17 protein-coding genes and 1 tRNA gene are annotated in these 14,794 nt (G+C 65.7%); 11 read left to right on the top strand and 7 right to left on the bottom strand.

Going from position 1 to position 14,794, the window contains the following annotated elements:
• The first annotated feature begins 16 nt into the window (after positions 1 to 16).
• From AT699_RS10195 to AT699_RS10185, 3 genes are read left to right on the top strand one after another with little or no spacing between them, the layout of a single operon-like run.
• Positions 17 to 337 (top strand): cupin domain-containing protein, encoded by a 321-nt coding sequence (locus tag AT699_RS10195; RefSeq protein WP_024068399.1) that lies wholly within the window; start codon positions 17 to 19, stop codon positions 335 to 337.
• A gap of 16 nt (positions 338 to 353) precedes the next feature.
• Positions 354 to 1,412, top strand: a complete 1,059-nt coding sequence (locus tag AT699_RS10190) for a histone deacetylase family protein (protein WP_024068398.1) — start codon at positions 354 to 356, stop codon at positions 1,410 to 1,412.
• 8 nt (positions 1,413 to 1,420) lie between these two features.
• On the top strand, positions 1,421 to 2,317 hold the full coding sequence (locus tag AT699_RS10185; protein WP_024068397.1) for a DMT family transporter: 897 nt from the start codon (positions 1,421 to 1,423) through the stop codon (positions 2,315 to 2,317).
• Between the two features lie 12 nt (positions 2,318 to 2,329).
• Here AT699_RS10185 and gntR read toward each other — a convergent pair whose 3' ends face one another.
• Entirely contained in the window at positions 2,330 to 3,355 is a 1,026-nt protein-coding gene (gene gntR / locus AT699_RS10180) for an HTH-type transcriptional regulator GntR (RefSeq protein WP_006387972.1), read from the bottom strand.
• A 132-nt stretch (positions 3,356 to 3,487) separates the two neighbouring features.
• On the opposite strand from gntR, the gene AT699_RS10175 reads away from it, so the two are divergent.
• From AT699_RS10175 to AT699_RS10160, 4 genes are read left to right on the top strand one after another with little or no spacing between them, the layout of a single operon-like run.
• On the top strand, positions 3,488 to 4,030 hold the full coding sequence (locus AT699_RS10175; RefSeq protein WP_006387971.1) for a TRAP transporter small permease: 543 nt from the start codon (positions 3,488 to 3,490) through the stop codon (positions 4,028 to 4,030).
• A gap of 36 nt (positions 4,031 to 4,066) precedes the next feature.
• Positions 4,067 to 5,347 carry a TRAP transporter large permease gene (locus tag AT699_RS10170; protein WP_020927028.1) on the top strand — a complete coding sequence of 427 codons (1,281 nt, stop codon included), beginning with the start codon at positions 4,067 to 4,069 and terminating at the stop codon, positions 5,345 to 5,347.
• A gap of 59 nt (positions 5,348 to 5,406) precedes the next feature.
• Positions 5,407 to 6,423 carry a TRAP transporter substrate-binding protein gene (locus tag AT699_RS10165; protein WP_006387969.1) on the top strand — a complete coding sequence of 339 codons (1,017 nt, stop codon included), beginning with the start codon at positions 5,407 to 5,409 and terminating at the stop codon, positions 6,421 to 6,423.
• Between the two features lie 54 nt (positions 6,424 to 6,477).
• The gene (locus tag AT699_RS10160) at positions 6,478 to 8,259 is read left to right on the top strand and encodes an IlvD/Edd family dehydratase (RefSeq protein ID WP_024068395.1); all 1,782 of its coding nucleotides are present in this window, start codon (positions 6,478 to 6,480) and stop codon (positions 8,257 to 8,259) included.
• Between the two features lie 95 nt (positions 8,260 to 8,354).
• Here the strand turns inward: AT699_RS10160 and AT699_RS10155 are convergent, their stop codons facing one another.
• Positions 8,355 to 8,774, bottom strand: coding sequence for a YbaN family protein (locus tag AT699_RS10155; protein WP_081247877.1), 420 nt, complete (start codon positions 8,772 to 8,774; stop codon positions 8,355 to 8,357).
• 102 nt (positions 8,775 to 8,876) lie between these two features.
• Between AT699_RS10155 and AT699_RS10150 the strand changes: the two genes are divergently transcribed.
• From AT699_RS10150 to AT699_RS10140, 3 genes are all read left to right on the top strand, one after another.
• Positions 8,877 to 9,086, top strand: a complete 210-nt coding sequence (locus AT699_RS10150; RefSeq protein ID WP_024068393.1) for a hypothetical protein — start codon at positions 8,877 to 8,879, stop codon at positions 9,084 to 9,086.
• A 179-nt stretch (positions 9,087 to 9,265) separates the two neighbouring features.
• Positions 9,266 to 9,799 (top strand): phosphonate degradation HD-domain oxygenase, encoded by a 534-nt coding sequence (locus AT699_RS10145; protein WP_024068392.1) that lies wholly within the window; start codon positions 9,266 to 9,268, stop codon positions 9,797 to 9,799.
• A 193-nt stretch (positions 9,800 to 9,992) separates the two neighbouring features.
• A complete protein-coding gene (locus AT699_RS10140) occupies positions 9,993 to 10,307 on the top strand; it encodes a TM2 domain-containing protein (protein WP_006387962.1) in 315 nt (104 codons plus the stop codon).
• An 8-nt stretch (positions 10,308 to 10,315) separates the two neighbouring features.
• On the opposite strand, the gene AT699_RS10135 is transcribed toward AT699_RS10140, so the two are convergent.
• Positions 10,316 to 10,525 (bottom strand): hypothetical protein, encoded by a 210-nt coding sequence (locus AT699_RS10135; RefSeq protein ID WP_035183331.1) that lies wholly within the window; start codon positions 10,523 to 10,525, stop codon positions 10,316 to 10,318.
• 120 nt (positions 10,526 to 10,645) lie between these two features.
• A complete protein-coding gene (locus AT699_RS10130) occupies positions 10,646 to 11,239 on the bottom strand; it encodes a CGNR zinc finger domain-containing protein (RefSeq protein ID WP_054444183.1) in 594 nt (197 codons plus the stop codon).
• Positions 11,240 to 11,334: 95 nt separating this feature from the next.
• Here AT699_RS10130 and AT699_RS10125 point away from each other — a divergent pair, with 95 nt between their 5' ends.
• Positions 11,335 to 12,270 carry an alpha/beta fold hydrolase gene (locus tag AT699_RS10125; RefSeq protein ID WP_024068389.1) on the top strand — a complete coding sequence of 312 codons (936 nt, stop codon included), beginning with the start codon at positions 11,335 to 11,337 and terminating at the stop codon, positions 12,268 to 12,270.
• 389 nt (positions 12,271 to 12,659) lie between these two features.
• Here the strand turns inward: AT699_RS10125 and AT699_RS10120 are convergent, their stop codons facing one another.
• From AT699_RS10120 to AT699_RS10110, 3 genes are all read right to left on the bottom strand, one after another.
• Complete coding sequence (locus tag AT699_RS10120; RefSeq protein ID WP_054444185.1) at positions 12,660 to 13,565, bottom strand: class I SAM-dependent methyltransferase; 906 nt, start codon at positions 13,563 to 13,565, stop codon at positions 12,660 to 12,662.
• Between the two features lie 227 nt (positions 13,566 to 13,792).
• Positions 13,793 to 13,869, bottom strand: a tRNA-Val gene (locus AT699_RS10115).
• Positions 13,870 to 14,140: 271 nt separating this feature from the next.
• On the bottom strand, positions 14,141 to 14,794 hold the full coding sequence (locus AT699_RS10110; RefSeq protein WP_006387957.1) for a phosphoribosylanthranilate isomerase: 654 nt from the start codon (positions 14,792 to 14,794) through the stop codon (positions 14,141 to 14,143).

Genomic DNA, 14,794 nt, shown 5'->3' with positions numbered 1-14,794 from the left:
CAACCAGGAGACTCGCATGCAACGCCCGCCCGCCGTGCCCACCGTCCAGATCGACAACGACCAGGTCATCGTCACCGAATGGCGCTTTCCGCCCGGCGGTGAAACCGGCTGGCACCGCCACGGCATGAACTACGTGGTGGTGCCGCAGACCACCGGCCCGCTGCTGCTGGATACGCCCAACGGCCAGGTCACCAGCCAGCTCACCACCGGCGTGTCCTACTACCGGCCGGTGGGCGTCGAACACAACGTCATCAACCCCGGCGACACCGAATTCGTGTTCGTCGAGATCGAGATCAAGCAGCCGGGGCAGGCTCCGGACTCCGGCTGTTCGCACTGACGCGCAAAGGAACACCATGAAGGCGTTTTTCTCGGAAGAACAGCTGCTGCACACGCCGCAGCAGTTCATGCGGCTGGGACGCATCAGCGCTCCCACCGACCTGCCGTCGCGCGCGCACAGCCTGCAAGGCGCGTTGGCGGCCCGTGGCATCGCGGTCGAGGCGCCGCCCGACTACGGCCGCCAGCCGCTCGAGAGCATTCACAGTCCGGACTACCTGGATTACCTGGAAAGCGCGTTTTCGCGCTGGCAGGCGCTCAGGGGGCCGGGCGTGGATCCCGGCCCGGAAGTGCTGCCGAACCTGTCGCCCTACTACAGCGGCCGCATCGAAACGGCTGGCCGTGGCCCCTGCCCGTCGCCGTCGATCGTGGCGCAGACCGGCTACTACCTGAGCGACCTGTCCTGCCCCATCGGCCCGCACACCTGGCGCTCGGCGCTGCGCTCCACCCACAGCGCGGTGGCCGCGGCCGAGCACGTGGCCGCCAGCGGCGGCGCGGCCTATGCCCTGTGCCGGCCCTCGGGCCACCACGCCCATCGCGACCGCGCCGGCGGCTTTTGCTACCTGAACAGCAGCGCGGCCGCCGCGGCCCGGCTGTTGCAGAGCTGGTCCAAAGTGGCGGTGCTGGACGTCGACGCGCACCATGGCGACGGCACCCAGAACATCTTCTACCAGCGCGCCGACGTCATGACGGTGTCGCTGCATGCCGATCCCGCCAGCTACTACCCGTTCTACACCGGCTATGCGCACGAGCGCGGCCATGGCGCCGGCGAGGGCTGCAATCTCAACCTGCCGCTGCCGCACGGCGCCGGCAACGCCCCGTTCCTGCGGGCGCTGGACACGGCGCTGGCGGCGCTGGCCGGCTACGGGCCGCAGGCGCTGGTGCTGGCGCTGGGCTTCGATACCTACAAGGATGATCCCATCAGCGTGCTGCGGCTGGACATCGACGCCTACCGCGACATCGGCGCGCGCGTGGCCAGCCTGGGCGTGCCCACGGTGGTGGTGCAGGAAGGCGGCTACATGGTGCAGGCCATCGGCCAGGCGCTGGACGCATTCCTGGAAGGCCTGGCCCGCGCCTGAACCCTGCCATGAGCAACCCCGCCGCCGTTTCCTCCGTCCCGGCCCTGGCCGCCGGCTCGCGCCAGGCCGGCATCCTGCTGTTCTTCGCGGCGCTGGTGGCCTTTGCCACCTTCGATGCCGGATCCAAGCAGATGCTGGCCCGCTATCCGGCGCCGTTCCTGAACATCGTGCGCTATATCGCCGTGGCGATCCTGGCGCTGGCGCTGCTGTGGCGCCAGCGCTGGCCCGGCCTGCGCGCCGTCCCCCACAAGCCCCTGCTGGTGCTCAGAGGCGTCATGCTGGCAACGGTCGGCACCTGCTTCATGACGGCGCTGATCTGGATGCCGCTGTCCGAGGCCACGGCCATCTACTTCACCTCGCCGCTCATCATGGTGGCGTTGTCGCCCTGGCTGCTGGGCGAACGCGTGCGGCCGGTGCAATGGGCCGCGGTGGCGGCGGGCTTCGTCGGCATGCTGTTGATCGTGCGGCCGGGCGGCGACCTGCCCTGGCTGGGCACGCTGCTGATGGCGGTGTCGGCGGTCAGCTACGCCATCTTCCAGGTGCTGACGCGCAAGCTGTCGGGCAAGGTGGCCGGGCCGGTCCAATACGCCTATACGGCGTTCATCTGCCTGATCGTCACGGCGTTGCCGGCGCCCTTCTTCCTGCCGGATCCCTGGCCGGGCCCGACCGACATGGCGTTGATCGTCGGCCTGGGCGCCTGCAGCGGGCTGGCGCAGATCCTGCTGATCGCGGCATTCCAGCGGGTGGCGGCCGCCACGCTGGCGCCGCTGAACTACTTCCAGCTGCTGCTGGCGGTGGCCTTCAGCACCTTCTGGTTCCAGCGTCCCCCCGACGGGTTGGCGCTGGCCGGCATCGCGATGATCATGGCGTCGGGCATATTCCTGGCGCTGCGCCGCGCCGGCTAGCGGGCAACGGCTTCAGCTGGTTTCGCGCCGCACCAGCGTGAAGCCCAGGTCCACGTGACGCTGCGCAATGGGCTGCCCCGCCAGGTGGCGCATCAGCAGTTGCGCCGCTTCCCGGCCAATCTCGTAGCGCGGCGTGGCGATGGTCGACAGCGGCGGCGTGGTCCAGGCCGTTCCCGCAAAGTCATGGAAACCCACCAGCGCCATCTGGCCAGGCACGCTCACGCCCAGCCGGCCGCACTGGAACACCGCGCCCTGCGCCAGGTCGTCATTGCAGAAGAACACCGCGTCGCAATCGGGATGTTCGGCCAGCAGGGCTTCCAGCAGCGCCGCCCCCAGCGCGATCGAGGACTTCTCGGGCGTCATGATCTCAAGCGCCGGGTCGTGCAGGCCGGCATCGCGCAGGGCCTGGCGGCAGCCTTCACAGCGCCTGAGCGAGCGCGGATCCAGCTGGGCGCCGACGATGCCGATGCGTCGGCAACCGCGCTCGACCAGGTGCCGGCCGGCGGCGTAGCCCGACTCGAACTGCGAGAAGCCGACGCTCATGCCATCGCTGTCCTCCAGGGTTTCGATGGTATGGACCGTGGGCATGCCCTGCGCCCGCAGCAGTTCCCAGACCCCCGGGTTGTGGTCGATGCCGGTCAGGATCAGGCCGTCGGGCAGGTGCTGCAGGTACTTGCGCAACAACGCCTCCTCGGCATCGGGCGAATATCCCGTGACGCCGATCAGCAGGTGATAACCCTGCTCGTCCAGCACCTCCTTGATGCCGCTGATGATGTCCACGAACACCACGTTGCTCAACGACGGAATCAGCACCACGATGGTCTGCGAGCGCGCCGACGCCAGCGCGCTGGCGGCATGGTTGGGCACGTAGCCCAGTTCCTGGCAGACCTGGGTGATGCGCAGGCGCACCGCCTCGGCCACCTTGTCGGGGGTGCGCAAGGCGCGCGACACGGTGATCGCGCTGACCCCGGCGCGGCGCGCGACCTCTTGCATGGTCACGCGGCCGGCGCGGGTGCTGCGGGGCTTTCGGATGGACATCGGCCGTTCTGAGCGGTTGGCGAGTCCGTAGTCTGACGTAAAGATCAGGGCTTGCCAAACCAAAAATGTTAGCGCTAACATCGACACCGCGATACCCATAAAAATTCCGGAAAACGGAACGAGGAGACAAGCATGCATGGTTCCCCCCCAGGGCGGCCCGGTGCCGGCCCGATGGCGCGCGCGGCGAATTGGTGCGCTCGATTGCAGACCTGGCTGATGGCCGGTTGCCTGGCGGTCATGGTGGTGTTGCTGTTCGGCAATGTCGCCATGCGCTACCTGTTCAATTCCGGCATCAACGCCTCCGACGAAATCTCCCGGCTGGCCTTCGTCTGGCTGATCTTCCTGGGCGCGGTGCTGGCGTTGCGCGATCACCAGCACATCGGCGTCACGATGCTGGTGGAACGCTTCGGGCCGGCCGCGCGCCGTGTCTCGCACGTGGTCTGTCAGTTGCTGGTGCTGTGGATGCTGTGGCTGCTGGCCGACGGCAGCTGGGCCCAGACCCTGATCGGCCTGGATACCCGCCTGCCCGTGACCGCGATGCCGCTGGCGGTGTTCAACGCCGCCGCGCTGTACGCCGCCGTCGCAATGGGCCTGCTGACCCTGTTCGACCTGGTTCGCGTGCTGGCCGGCGGCCCGCTGCCCGCGGAATCCAGCCCCGAAGACCCGCTGGTCTGACCCCGGCCCCTTGCCTCCACGTTCGGACCCGCCCCAATGATCCTGACCATTTTCCTGCTGGTGCTGCTGGGCTTCATCGCCCTGGGAATGCCGATCGCGTTCGCGCTACTGTTGAGCGCGGTCGCCATGATGTTCCAACTCGATTTCTTCGATACCCAGATCCTGGCGCAGAACATGCTGTCGGGCGCCAACAGCTTCACGCTGATGGCGGTGCCGCTGTTCATGCTGGCCGGCGAACTGATGAATGCCGGCGGCATTTCGCGCCGCATCGTCAACCTGGCCAGCATGTTCGTCGGCCACATCCAGGGCGGCCTGGGCTACGTCGCCATCTTCGCCAGCGTGCTGCTGGCGGCCCTGTCCGGCTCGGCCGTGGCCGACGCCGCCGCGCTCGGCTCGCTGCTGATTCCCATGTTGCGCGAGAAAGGCTACGACGCCGGCCAGGCATCCGGCCTGATCGCGGCCGGCGGCATCATCGCGCCGATCATCCCGCCGTCGATCTCGTTCATCATCTTCGGCGTCGCCACCAACGTTTCCATCACCAAGCTGTTCTTCGCCGGCATCGCGCCCGGCCTGATGATGGGCCTGACGCTGGTGGCGGTGTGGACCTGGGTGGCGCGCAAGCACGGCGCCATCAAGCCCGCGCCGCGCCAGCCCTGGAGCGCCCGGCTGCGGGCGCTGCGCGAATCGGCCTGGGCGCTGCTGCTGCCCGTCATCATCATCGGCGGCCTGCGCGGCGGCATCTTCACGCCTACCGAAGCGGCGGTGGTGGCCGCCGTCTACGCGCTGCTGATCAGCCTGTTCGTCTACCGCGAGATCGGCCTGCGCCACCTGCTGCCGCTGTTCATCAACGCCGCCCGCACCACCGCCGTGGTGATGTTCCTGGTGGCCGCCGCCATGGTCTCGTCCTACATGATCACGCTGGCCGACATGCCGCAGGACCTGATCGCCCTGCTGGAACCGGTGCTGGACCACCCCAAGCTGCTGATGTTCGCGCTGCTGGTCCTGCTGACGCTGATCGGCACGGTGATGGACCTGACGCCCACCATCCTGATCCTGGCGCCGGTGCTGATGCCGGTCGTCACGCAGGCCGGCATCGACCCGGTCTACTTCGGCGTGATGTTCGTCATGGTGGGCTGCGTCGGCCTGCTCACGCCGCCCGTCGGCACCGTGCTCAATGTGGTCTGCGGCGTGGCCCGCATCAACATGGAAACCATCTGCAGGGGCGTGTGGCGCTATGTCGCGGCCTACACGCTGCTGCTGGTACTGCTGGTGATCTTCCCCGAGCTGATCACCGTCCCCGCGAGCTGGATGCACTGAGGCCCGTACACAGAGGCGCCGACCCCGCGCCATTCAGAAGAAGCCAAGGAGGAACAACCATGAACATCCGTTTCAAGACCCGTCTCGTCGTGCTGGCGGCCGCGCTGTCCTGCGCCTTCGCCGGCGCCGCCGCGGCCGCCGACGTCAAGCCGCGCCTGATCCGCTTCGGCTACGGCCTGAACGAGGACAGCGTGCAGGGCCGCGCCGCCCGCCACCTGGCGCAGGAACTGGAGAAGATCAGCGGCGGCAAACTGAAGATGAAGACCTTCGGCTCGGCCAACCTCGGCTCGGACGAGCAGATGCAGGGCGCGCTGGTCGGCGGCGCGCAGGAAATGATGGTCGGCTCCACCGCGCCGCTGGCCGGCATGGTCAAGGAATTCGGCGTGTTCGACCTGCCGTTCCTGTTCAACAGCGAAAAAGAAGCCGACGCGGTGCTCGACGGCCAGCTCGGCCAGGACCTGCTCAAGAAGCTGGAAGCCAAAGGCCTGGTGGGCCTGGTGTACTGGGAAAATGGCTTTCGCAACATGACCAACTCCAAGCACCCCATCGTGCGCGCCGAGGACATGCAGGGCATCAAGCTGCGCGTGATGCAGAACCAGATCGCGCTGGGCGTGTTCAACACCCTGGGCGCGAACGCGGTGCCGATGCCGTTCTCGGAACTGTTCACGGCGCTGGAAACGCGCACGGTCGATGGCCAGGAGAACCCCATCACCACCATCCAGAGCAGCAAGTTCTACGAGGTGCAGCCCTACCTGACGATCACCCGCCACGTCTACACGCCCTGGGTGGTGCTGGCATCCAAGAAATGGTGGGACAAGCTCTCGCCCGACGAACAAAAGCTGGTGCGCCAGGCCGCCGAGGCCTCGCGCGACTTCGAACGCAAGGACAGCCGCGCCGATTCGCTCAAGGCGATGGGCACGCTGGAAAAGGCGGGCATGAAGATCAACACCGTGTCGCCCGAGGAAGTGGCGCGGATGCGCGAGAAGGTGCAGCCCGTGGTCGACAAGTACACCCAGGAACTCGGCCCGGACCTGGTCCGGCAACTGAACGCCGAGATCAGCAAGGCACGCAATTAGGTCCCCGGCGCGCCCGCCGGCGCGCCACGCATCACCGAAGCACACGAGGCACCCATGACCGACACTCCCCGCAAGCTGCGCAGCCAGAAATGGTTCGACGATCCCGCCCACGCCGACATGACGGCGATCTACGTCGAGCGCTACCTGAACTACGGCCTGACGCGCCAGGAACTGCAATCGGGCCGGCCCATCATCGGCATCGCCCAGACCGGCAGCGACCTGGCGCCCTGCAACCGCCACCACCTGGCGCTGGCCGAACGCATCAAGGCCGGCATCCGCGACGCCGGCGGCATCCCGATGGAGTTCCCGGTGCATCCGCTGGCCGAGCAGGGCCGCCGCCCGACCGCGGCGCTGGACCGCAACCTGGCCTACCTGGGCCTGGTGGAGATCCTGCACGGCTATCCGCTGGACGGCGTGGTGCTGACCACGGGCTGCGACAAGACCACGCCCGCCTGCCTGATGGCGGCGGCCACCGTCGACATTCCCGCCATCGTGCTGTCCGGCGGCCCGATGCTGGACGGCTGGCATGACGGCCAGCGCGTCGGGTCCGGCACGGTCATCTGGCATGCCCGCAACCTGATGGCCGCGGGCAAGCTGGACTACGAGGGCTTCATGACGCTGGCCACCGCCTCCTCGCCCTCGATCGGCCACTGCAACACCATGGGCACGGCGCTGTCCATGAATTCCTTGGCCGAGGCGCTGGGCATGTCGCTGCCCACCTGCGCCAGCATCCCCGCGCCCTACCGCGAACGCGGGCAGATGGCCTACGCCACCGGCCTGCGCATCTGCGACATGGTGCGCGAGGACCTGCGCCCGTCCCGCATCCTGACGCGCGAGGCCTTCGAGAACGCCATCGTCGTCGCCTCGGCGCTGGGCGCGTCCAGCAACTGTCCGCCGCACCTGATCGCCATGGCGCGCCATGCCGGCATCGACCTGAGCCTGGAAGACTGGCAGCGGCTGGGCGAAGACGTGCCGCTGCTGGTGAACTGCGTGCCCGCCGGCGAACACCTGGGCGAGGGCTTCCACCGCGCCGGCGGCGTGCCGGCCGTGATGCACGAACTGCTGGCCGCCGGCCGCCTGCACGCCGACTGCGCCACCGTGTCCGGCAAGACCATCGGCGAAATCGCGGCCGGCGCCAAGACCCACGACGCCGACGTCATCCGCGGCTGCGACGCGCCGCTCAAGCACCGCGCCGGCTTCATCGTGCTGTCGGGCAATTTCTTCGACAGCGCGGTCATCAAGATGTCGGTGGTGGGCGAGGCGTTCCGCCGCGCCTACCTGTCCGCGCCCGGCGACGAGAATGCCTTCGAGGCCCGGGCCATCGTGTTCGAAGGACCGGAGGACTACCACGCGCGCATCGAAGACCCGGCCCTGAACATCGACGAACACTGCATCCTGGTCATCCGCGGCGCCGGCACGGTCGGCTATCCGGGCAGCGCCGAGGTCGTCAACATGGCGCCGCCATCGCACCTGATCAAGCGCGGCATCGACTCGCTGCCCTGCCTGGGCGACGGCCGCCAGAGCGGCACCTCGGCCAGTCCGTCGATCCTGAACATGTCGCCAGAAGCCGCCGTGGGTGGCGGTCTGGCGCTGCTGCGCACCGGCGACCGCATCCGCGTCGACCTGAACCAGCGCAGCGTCATCGCGCTGGTGGACGAAGCCGAACTGGCGCGGCGGCGGCAGGATCCGCCCTACCAGCCGCCGCCGGCCCAGACGCCGTGGCAGGAGCTGTACCGGCAACTGGTCGGCCAGTTGTCAACCGGCGGCTGCCTGGAACCCGCCACCCTGTACCTGAAGGTGGTCGAAACGCGCGGTGATCCCCGGCATTCGCACTGACGGCGGCGGCAACGCTCCGGCGACGCCCGCAATGTAGAGGAAAAAGATGCGTTGATTTCGGCGCGTCACGCAGGGGCCGGGCTTTCAGTCCGGCCTCAGCGACCGGCCGCCGGGCCGCTCGGCTCGTCGGTGTTTTCCTTTGAGATATCAGGCGCTTGCGGGCTAGGGCGCGTCAGCACGTAGGCGGCGCTTGCCAGGAAAAAAAGGCCGACGCCGGATGCGAGCAAAGGCGACGGATGCGCGCCCCACCAGAACAGGCCGTAGCCCACCGCCATGCCCAGCGAGGCATACAGCTTGCCTTTGCGCGACACCGCCCCCTGCTCGCGCCAGGCGCGCAGCGACGGGCCGTAGGTGGGGCTATCCAGCAGCCAGCGTTCCAGCCGTGGGGACGAACGCGAAAAGCAGGCCACCGCCAGAATCAGGAAAATCGTCGTCGGCATCACCGGCAGGAAGGCGCCGATCACGCCCAGCGCCAGCATCGCGCAACCCAGGATCAGCCAAAGTGCTTTCATCATGATGGGGTGCAGGATAACGCAGTTGCCTGCCCGGAACATTTGCGCCCTCCCTTCGGTCAGATCCCCTCCCGCCGCGACCGGCGCCCCCTCCAGGAGGCCTTCTTGACCACCGAACCGCTCAACGCCAAGACCCGCCGCCCGCGCGCAGCGCCCGCGGTGCCGCCCGCCACCGAGACGGAAGGCACGCCGCTCATGCACATGAAGAAGGCGCTGGCGCAATTGCAGGCCGGCCGCCAGACACCGGAACGGGTACAAGCCGCGGGATTGCTGGCCAGCGCCATCGCCTGGATCAACATCCTGACCTGCAGCTAGCGCGCCTGACCGCCCGCCGGACGCGGGACAGCATGGCCCGGGCATCGCGATGCGGGCCCATCGAACGCGCGGCGCCCCTGCGCGCATTCGTGCCGGGACGCGAAAATGCTCTAGTCATCTAGATGTCACTCTCGAGGCATATCTTCTCCACCGATCCACTGCCTCGAAGGTATCCACCCATGCTTACCCTGCCCATCATCCAGGACCTGTTCGCCCGCCATGGCGCCGCCTACTACGGCGGCGAAGCCATCAGCCAGACCGAACACGCGCTGCAATGCGCGCAACTGGCCGAACAGGCCGGCGAGTCCGAAGCCGTGATCGTCGCCGCGCTGCTGCACGACCTCGGCCACCTGATGCTGGCCGAGAGCATCACCACCGACATGCGCCACCAGGATGTGGCCGCCGAAGCCCTCGCCCCGCTGTTCGGCGACGCGATCACGGCGCCGGTGCGCCTGCACGTTGCCGCCAAGCGCTATCTGGGCGTGATCGAACCCGCCTATCTGGACACCCTGTCGCCCGCCTCGGTGCAGAGCCTGGCGCTGCAGGGCGGCGTGTTCACCCCGGCACAGGCCGACGCGTTCGCCGCGCAGCCACACGCCCAGGCCGCGGTGCGCCTGCGCCGCTATGACGACCAGGCCAAAGTGGTCGGCCTGTCCACGCCGCCGCTGGAACACTATATGGAAATGGTCGGGCGCTGTTTGCAGGCCCGTTGAATCCGGGGCGAGAGATGCCCCGACGCGGGAAGACTCGGACACGTCCCCGCGCTGTTCAGCAGTCCGAGATTTGGCCCGCAGCCCTAGCCGGACACTTCGAAAGAACCAATCATCTGACGCGGCGAAAAATCATTCGCCAACTTGCGGCCGGCGGATACCGCCGGCCAGACCTTTGGTTCTTCCCGGAGATAACGTGAACAGTCCCGCCATGCAAACCATGATGTACGACGCCAATCGCAAAAGCGTCGGCGTGGCCTACCTCCTATGGTTCTTCCTGGGCAGCGCGGGCGGGCATCGCTTCTATACCGGCAGGACCGGATCGGCCATCGCCATGCTCGCGCTCACCATTGTCGGCATCGCCCTCAGCGTCATCGGCGTGGGATTGGTACTGCTGGCGGCCGTGGGAATCTGGGTGATCGTCGACGCCTTCCTGATTCCCGGCTGGATCCGCAATACCAACATGCGGCTGGCGGCGACCCTCTCGACCGGCAACATCCCCCTGCCCTGAAAGCCGGATCAGCTCCGCAGCCAGCCCGCGGGCTCGGCGCGCTTGCCATGCACGTAATTCCACTCGGCACTGCAGGCCGAGCAGACGAATGCTTCGTGCCGCGCCCCGCCCTGCACCGCGGCAAGGCTGCGCACGTAGCCCAGGCTGATCAACTGGTCATGGCCCGCCGCGCCCGAGGTGGCCCGCACGATTGCCCTGCAATCTTCACAATCCGCCATCGCCCTCACCTTTCATTTGTCTTTCAATTCCTCTTGCGGGGAATCCTACAAAATGAAACGGGGCACAGTTTCATGAATTCTCACGAACTCCGGGCGCGGCGGTTTGAGCAGTCCCGGGCATCAATCGGACTCGCTCTCCTTCTTGCGCGACCGGAACGCCGCGACCTTCATCCGGTTGCCGCATAGCGCCATGCTGCACCAGCGGCGCCGATGCGACTTGGTCCTGTCATGGAACATGAGCGTGCAGTCATGCGCCTCGCATTGCCGCACAAGCGCCAACGGCGTGTCGGTCAGCAATTCGACGATGGCTCGGGCAACAGGCTCGAGCATGCCGGCCGCGTCGTCCAGGCGGCGCGGCCTGACCGCCTTGAAGGACTGGCTGGCGCCGTCCCACGCCAATTCCGTGGCCGCCCCGCCCGCCTTGAGCACGTGGTTGACCACGCTGGCGTCCGAGTCGCCGCCCGACTTGGCGGCCTGCAACAAGGATCGAGCGCTTTCGCGCAATTGCAGGGCCAGCTCCCGCAGGCCCGGGGGCGCCACGCGGGTCCCCCGCGGCAACACATCCGCCAATTTCAACCATGCGAGCACGGCGTCATCGTCGCCGAAACAGTCGTGGCGCGCCGCCCCCACCCCGTATTCAGTGTTGATGAAATCGAGTGCAAGGTCGTCGCCCACGAAAAGCGGGGGTTTTTGATTTTGTGCGGTGTCTGGCATGGGATAAATGTAACCTATAAAAATAAATTTGACCAGTTACTAAAATCCAAAGTAACCTGAAAAACCAAATTCAACGGTTACAAAGGAAATGCATCATGACTTCGAATAGCGCGACGGAAACCAGCGGCCTGCCCTCGACCCCGTTGACCGCGGGCGTATCCGCGGCCGATCTGCAGGTCCATCATCGGTTCGAACAGGTGGGAGACGTGAAGGTGTTCTACCGGGAGGCAGGCCCGCGCGATGCGCCCATCGTGCTTCTGCTGCACGGCTACGCCGCCTCTTCATTCATGTACCGCAATCTCATCCCGCTGCTTGCGGACGGGTACCGCGTCATTGCGCCCGACTTGCCCGGCTTTGGCTTCACCGAAGCCCCCGCGCGCGGGCAATATGACTACACCTTCGACCAGCTCGCCAAGACCATTGGACAGTTCACGCGGCAACTGGGGCTGGATCGCTACGCCATGCAGGTGTTCGACTATGGCGCCCCGGTGGGCTGGCGCCTCGCCGCGGAACACCCGGCGCGCATCAGCGCCATCATTTCGCAGAACGGCAACGCGTACGAAGAGGGGCTGGGGACGGGCTGGGCGCCCATCCAGAAATACTGGAAGGACCCATCGCAGGCCAACCGCGACGCCCTGCGCGAGTTCGCCACGCCGGCCTCGATCCGATGGCAATACCTCGAAGGCGTTCCGGACCAGACCCTTGTGGCCCCCGACGCGATTGCGCTCGAAGGCCACCTGGTTTCCCGGCCCGGCAATACCGACGTCCAGCTCGACCTGCTGCTAGACTACGCCTCCAACGTCCAGAAGTATCCGGAGTTCCAGGCGTACTTCCGCAAGCACCAGCCGCCGCTGCTGGCCGTGTGGGGCAAGAACGATCCCTTTTTCCTGCCCGCCGGCGCCGAGGCCTGGAAGCGGGATATCCCGGGCGCCGACGTGCGCTTCTACGACACCGGCCATCTGGCGCTGGAAACCCACGGAGCCGAGATCGGCGCGGTCATCCGGCGGTTTCTGGATAAGAACGCGAAGTGAAGCGCGGCCGGTATGTCTCTTTGACATACCGCGCCAATTCCAGCTCCACCTGTGACATGGGCGACAAGTTACTTTCCGGGTACAGGAGCCGCTGTGCAGCCGCTAGCGTACTCCGTGCACATCGTTCGGCTTTGGTGACGGCCGGCGCCGTCGGGGCATGGGAGTCAAACACGACAAGGGACATTGCAGCTTCTCCTGGAAAGAACATACGCACTGGCGGCAAGCCCTGAGCAAGTAGCGTACCTGCATGAGTCCGTCCCGCATTCGACATGAAGCGCATACAGGCGCACGCCCTCTCCGGAAAGATGGGTGGCGTGTGCCCATCGGTACGCCAAAAAAATAAAGCCCGCTTTCGCGGGCCGCAAATGGTCCGGTCGCTCGACAACAGGCTATTCAGCCAGCATCGCTTCCAGATAATGCTGTGCCTTGATGGATGTGAACCTCACGATTTCGAGGCCATTGCGCTCCGCAAATGCGACCGCTTCGGCCGCGGAATAGCGATAAGCGAACGTGGGGTGATACCAATCAAAATTGATCAGATCACAATGCTCGCTGGAGAAATTCTTGTTGTGCCAACATTTCAGGAAATGATCGTAGATGAACTCCTGAATTGAATACGTGCCCGTCTTGATGCCAAGGAACGGCAGATCCTGGGTTATCCTGATCTCCCCCGCGCAAGCCTGCAGGTCGGCCCCCAGCCTTGTAAACTGATTCGCCACAGCGAATGCCTCGTCGTTCCCCATGGGAACAATTGCGGCACGGAAAGCATCGTCAAGCGCTTCTCGCATCGGGGCTTTCTTTGCGTACACCGACACGGCGACCTTTCCGCCTGGCTTCAGTTGGGACACCAACGATGAGTAGGTCTTGGCCGGATCCGGCGTGTGGTGCAGGGCTGCTCGACAGATCACGTAGTCGAATTTCTGGCTTCCTGGCAGCGGATTGGAGATATCCCACTGGACAAACTTGGCCTCGGCAGGCGCATCGATCGTATCGAGCGAGCCATGGATATCCGCTCCCACATATTCGAGGTGAGCTGGCATGGGTGATTCATACAGACGCCGGGTCACGTCGCCAAAGCCACAGGCAGCATCCAACACCGAAATCGGCCCGACACTCGCGCGGGCCCTGATCTCGTCGAACAAATCCGCCCAACCAAGCTGGCGTCCGGGCATGACCATGGCAGCCTCGGGGTTCGCCTCGACGAATCCCTGATAGTTCAGATCCTTCCCCCATTGCTTGGAATAGTGGTCGGCAGTGCGCTTTGTGCTCTGATCGTCTTGATTGGCAGCAGTCATGATGGGTCCCCATTGGCTGGAATTTTCGCCGCCATCTTACCGCACCATCGGAGCATGTTCGGGGGCGAACAATGGGCTCAATACAATGGACTTCCAAGGGAAACTACCCAAAAAGCGCGAAATGCCCCGCGCGAAACCCAAAGCAAAAAGCCGCGAAGTCCAGGACTGTCGCGGCTTTTCAGGGTGATGCCTGACTAGCTCTATCAGGCATTCACTTTGCAGGAATTTGGTAGGCGGTATTGGAATCGAACCAACGACCTCCACGATGTCAACGTGGCGCTCTAACCAGCTGAGCTAACCGCCTGCAAAGAAGAAGAATTATATAGTGCTTTTTTAAACTGTGCAAATCGTCTTTTCAGATTTTTTGCTGTTTTTATTTCGTTGCTTTTTCGTTGCTTATCAGGCTTCAAAAATTATCTGGCTTCAGAAAATGCCGCGAATCGTCTGGATCATGCGTTTTTGCCGCATGTTGTGGCACATGCGCATTTGGCAGATACCTTCGATTCACTAAATTCTTCAGCCGCAACGGCCGGGTTCGTGGTTTTCACCTTCCCTGCCAGCACTGCTTTTCCCTTCTATTTCTTCGCGTCTGCGGCATGCACCGCAGCAACGAAGAACGAGATTCTATCAGAACTTTTTATTCCTTGCTCGACCTCGACGCCACTGCTCACATCGACCGCCCACGGCCGCACCGATTGCACCGCCGCGGCAACGTTGTCGGGGTTCAGACCGCCCGACAGGATCAGCGGGCGCGACACGGGATCGGCCGCCACGTCGGCGAGCAAGGCATGGTCGAAACCATGGCCGCTGCCGCCGTAGCCCGCGCTGTAGCTGTCGAACAGCCAGCCGGCGGCTTCGCCGAAGGCGCGGCAGTACGTCGCCAGGTCTTCCGGCGTATCCAGGCCGGGCGCGCCGGCACGGAATGCACGCAGGTAGCGATGGCCATAGCGCGCACAGTCCGGCGGCGTTTCGTCGCCATGGAATTGCAGCAACTCCGGTCCCACCTCGTCGAGCACCGCCTGCACCTGCGACGGATCCGGGTTCACGAAGAGCGCCACCACGTCCACGAAGGCCGGCACCGCGCGGCGCAGTTGCGCCGCGCGGGTCGGCGTGACGTAGCGCTTGCTCTTGGGATAGAAGACAAAACCGATGGCATCGACGCCGGCCGAGACGGCGGCGTCGATATCTTCTTCGCGGGTCAGACCGCAGATCTTGATGCGTGTGCGCAT

It is taken from the genome of Achromobacter xylosoxidans (assembly GCF_001457475.1).
Classification (GTDB): domain Bacteria; phylum Pseudomonadota; class Gammaproteobacteria; order Burkholderiales; family Burkholderiaceae_B; genus Achromobacter; species Achromobacter xylosoxidans.
The sequence above is the reverse complement of the archived record's forward strand: the minus strand, read 5'-3'. Positions and strand labels throughout refer to the sequence as shown.

Excerpts from the sequence above, each read along its gene's own strand:
- AT699_RS10195 (WP_024068399.1), top strand. The coding sequence starts at position 17 with ATGCAACGCCCGCCCGCCGTGCCCACCGTCCAGATCGACAACGACCAG.
- AT699_RS10190 (WP_024068398.1), top strand. The coding sequence starts at position 354 with ATGAAGGCGTTTTTCTCGGAAGAACAGCTGCTGCACACGCCGCAGCAG.
- AT699_RS10185 (WP_024068397.1), top strand. The coding sequence starts at position 1,421 with ATGAGCAACCCCGCCGCCGTTTCCTCCGTCCCGGCCCTGGCCGCCGGC.
- gntR (WP_006387972.1), bottom strand. The coding sequence starts at position 3,355 with ATGTCCATCCGAAAGCCCCGCAGCACCCGCGCCGGCCGCGTGACCATG.
- AT699_RS10175 (WP_006387971.1), top strand. The coding sequence starts at position 3,488 with ATGCATGGTTCCCCCCCAGGGCGGCCCGGTGCCGGCCCGATGGCGCGC.
- AT699_RS10170 (WP_020927028.1), top strand. The coding sequence starts at position 4,067 with ATGATCCTGACCATTTTCCTGCTGGTGCTGCTGGGCTTCATCGCCCTG.
- AT699_RS10165 (WP_006387969.1), top strand. The coding sequence starts at position 5,407 with ATGAACATCCGTTTCAAGACCCGTCTCGTCGTGCTGGCGGCCGCGCTG.
- AT699_RS10160 (WP_024068395.1), top strand. The coding sequence starts at position 6,478 with ATGACCGACACTCCCCGCAAGCTGCGCAGCCAGAAATGGTTCGACGAT.
- AT699_RS10155 (WP_081247877.1), bottom strand. The coding sequence starts at position 8,774 with ATGATGAAAGCACTTTGGCTGATCCTGGGTTGCGCGATGCTGGCGCTG.
- AT699_RS10145 (WP_024068392.1), top strand. The coding sequence starts at position 9,266 with ATGCTTACCCTGCCCATCATCCAGGACCTGTTCGCCCGCCATGGCGCC.
- AT699_RS10135 (WP_035183331.1), bottom strand. The coding sequence starts at position 10,525 with ATGGCGGATTGTGAAGATTGCAGGGCAATCGTGCGGGCCACCTCGGGC.
- AT699_RS10130 (WP_054444183.1), bottom strand. The coding sequence starts at position 11,239 with ATGCCAGACACCGCACAAAATCAAAAACCCCCGCTTTTCGTGGGCGAC.
- AT699_RS10125 (WP_024068389.1), top strand. The coding sequence starts at position 11,335 with ATGACTTCGAATAGCGCGACGGAAACCAGCGGCCTGCCCTCGACCCCG.
- AT699_RS10120 (WP_054444185.1), bottom strand. The coding sequence starts at position 13,565 with ATGACTGCTGCCAATCAAGACGATCAGAGCACAAAGCGCACTGCCGAC.
- AT699_RS10110 (WP_006387957.1), bottom strand. The coding sequence starts at position 14,794 with ATGCGCACACGCATCAAGATCTGCGGTCTGACCCGCGAAGAAGATATC.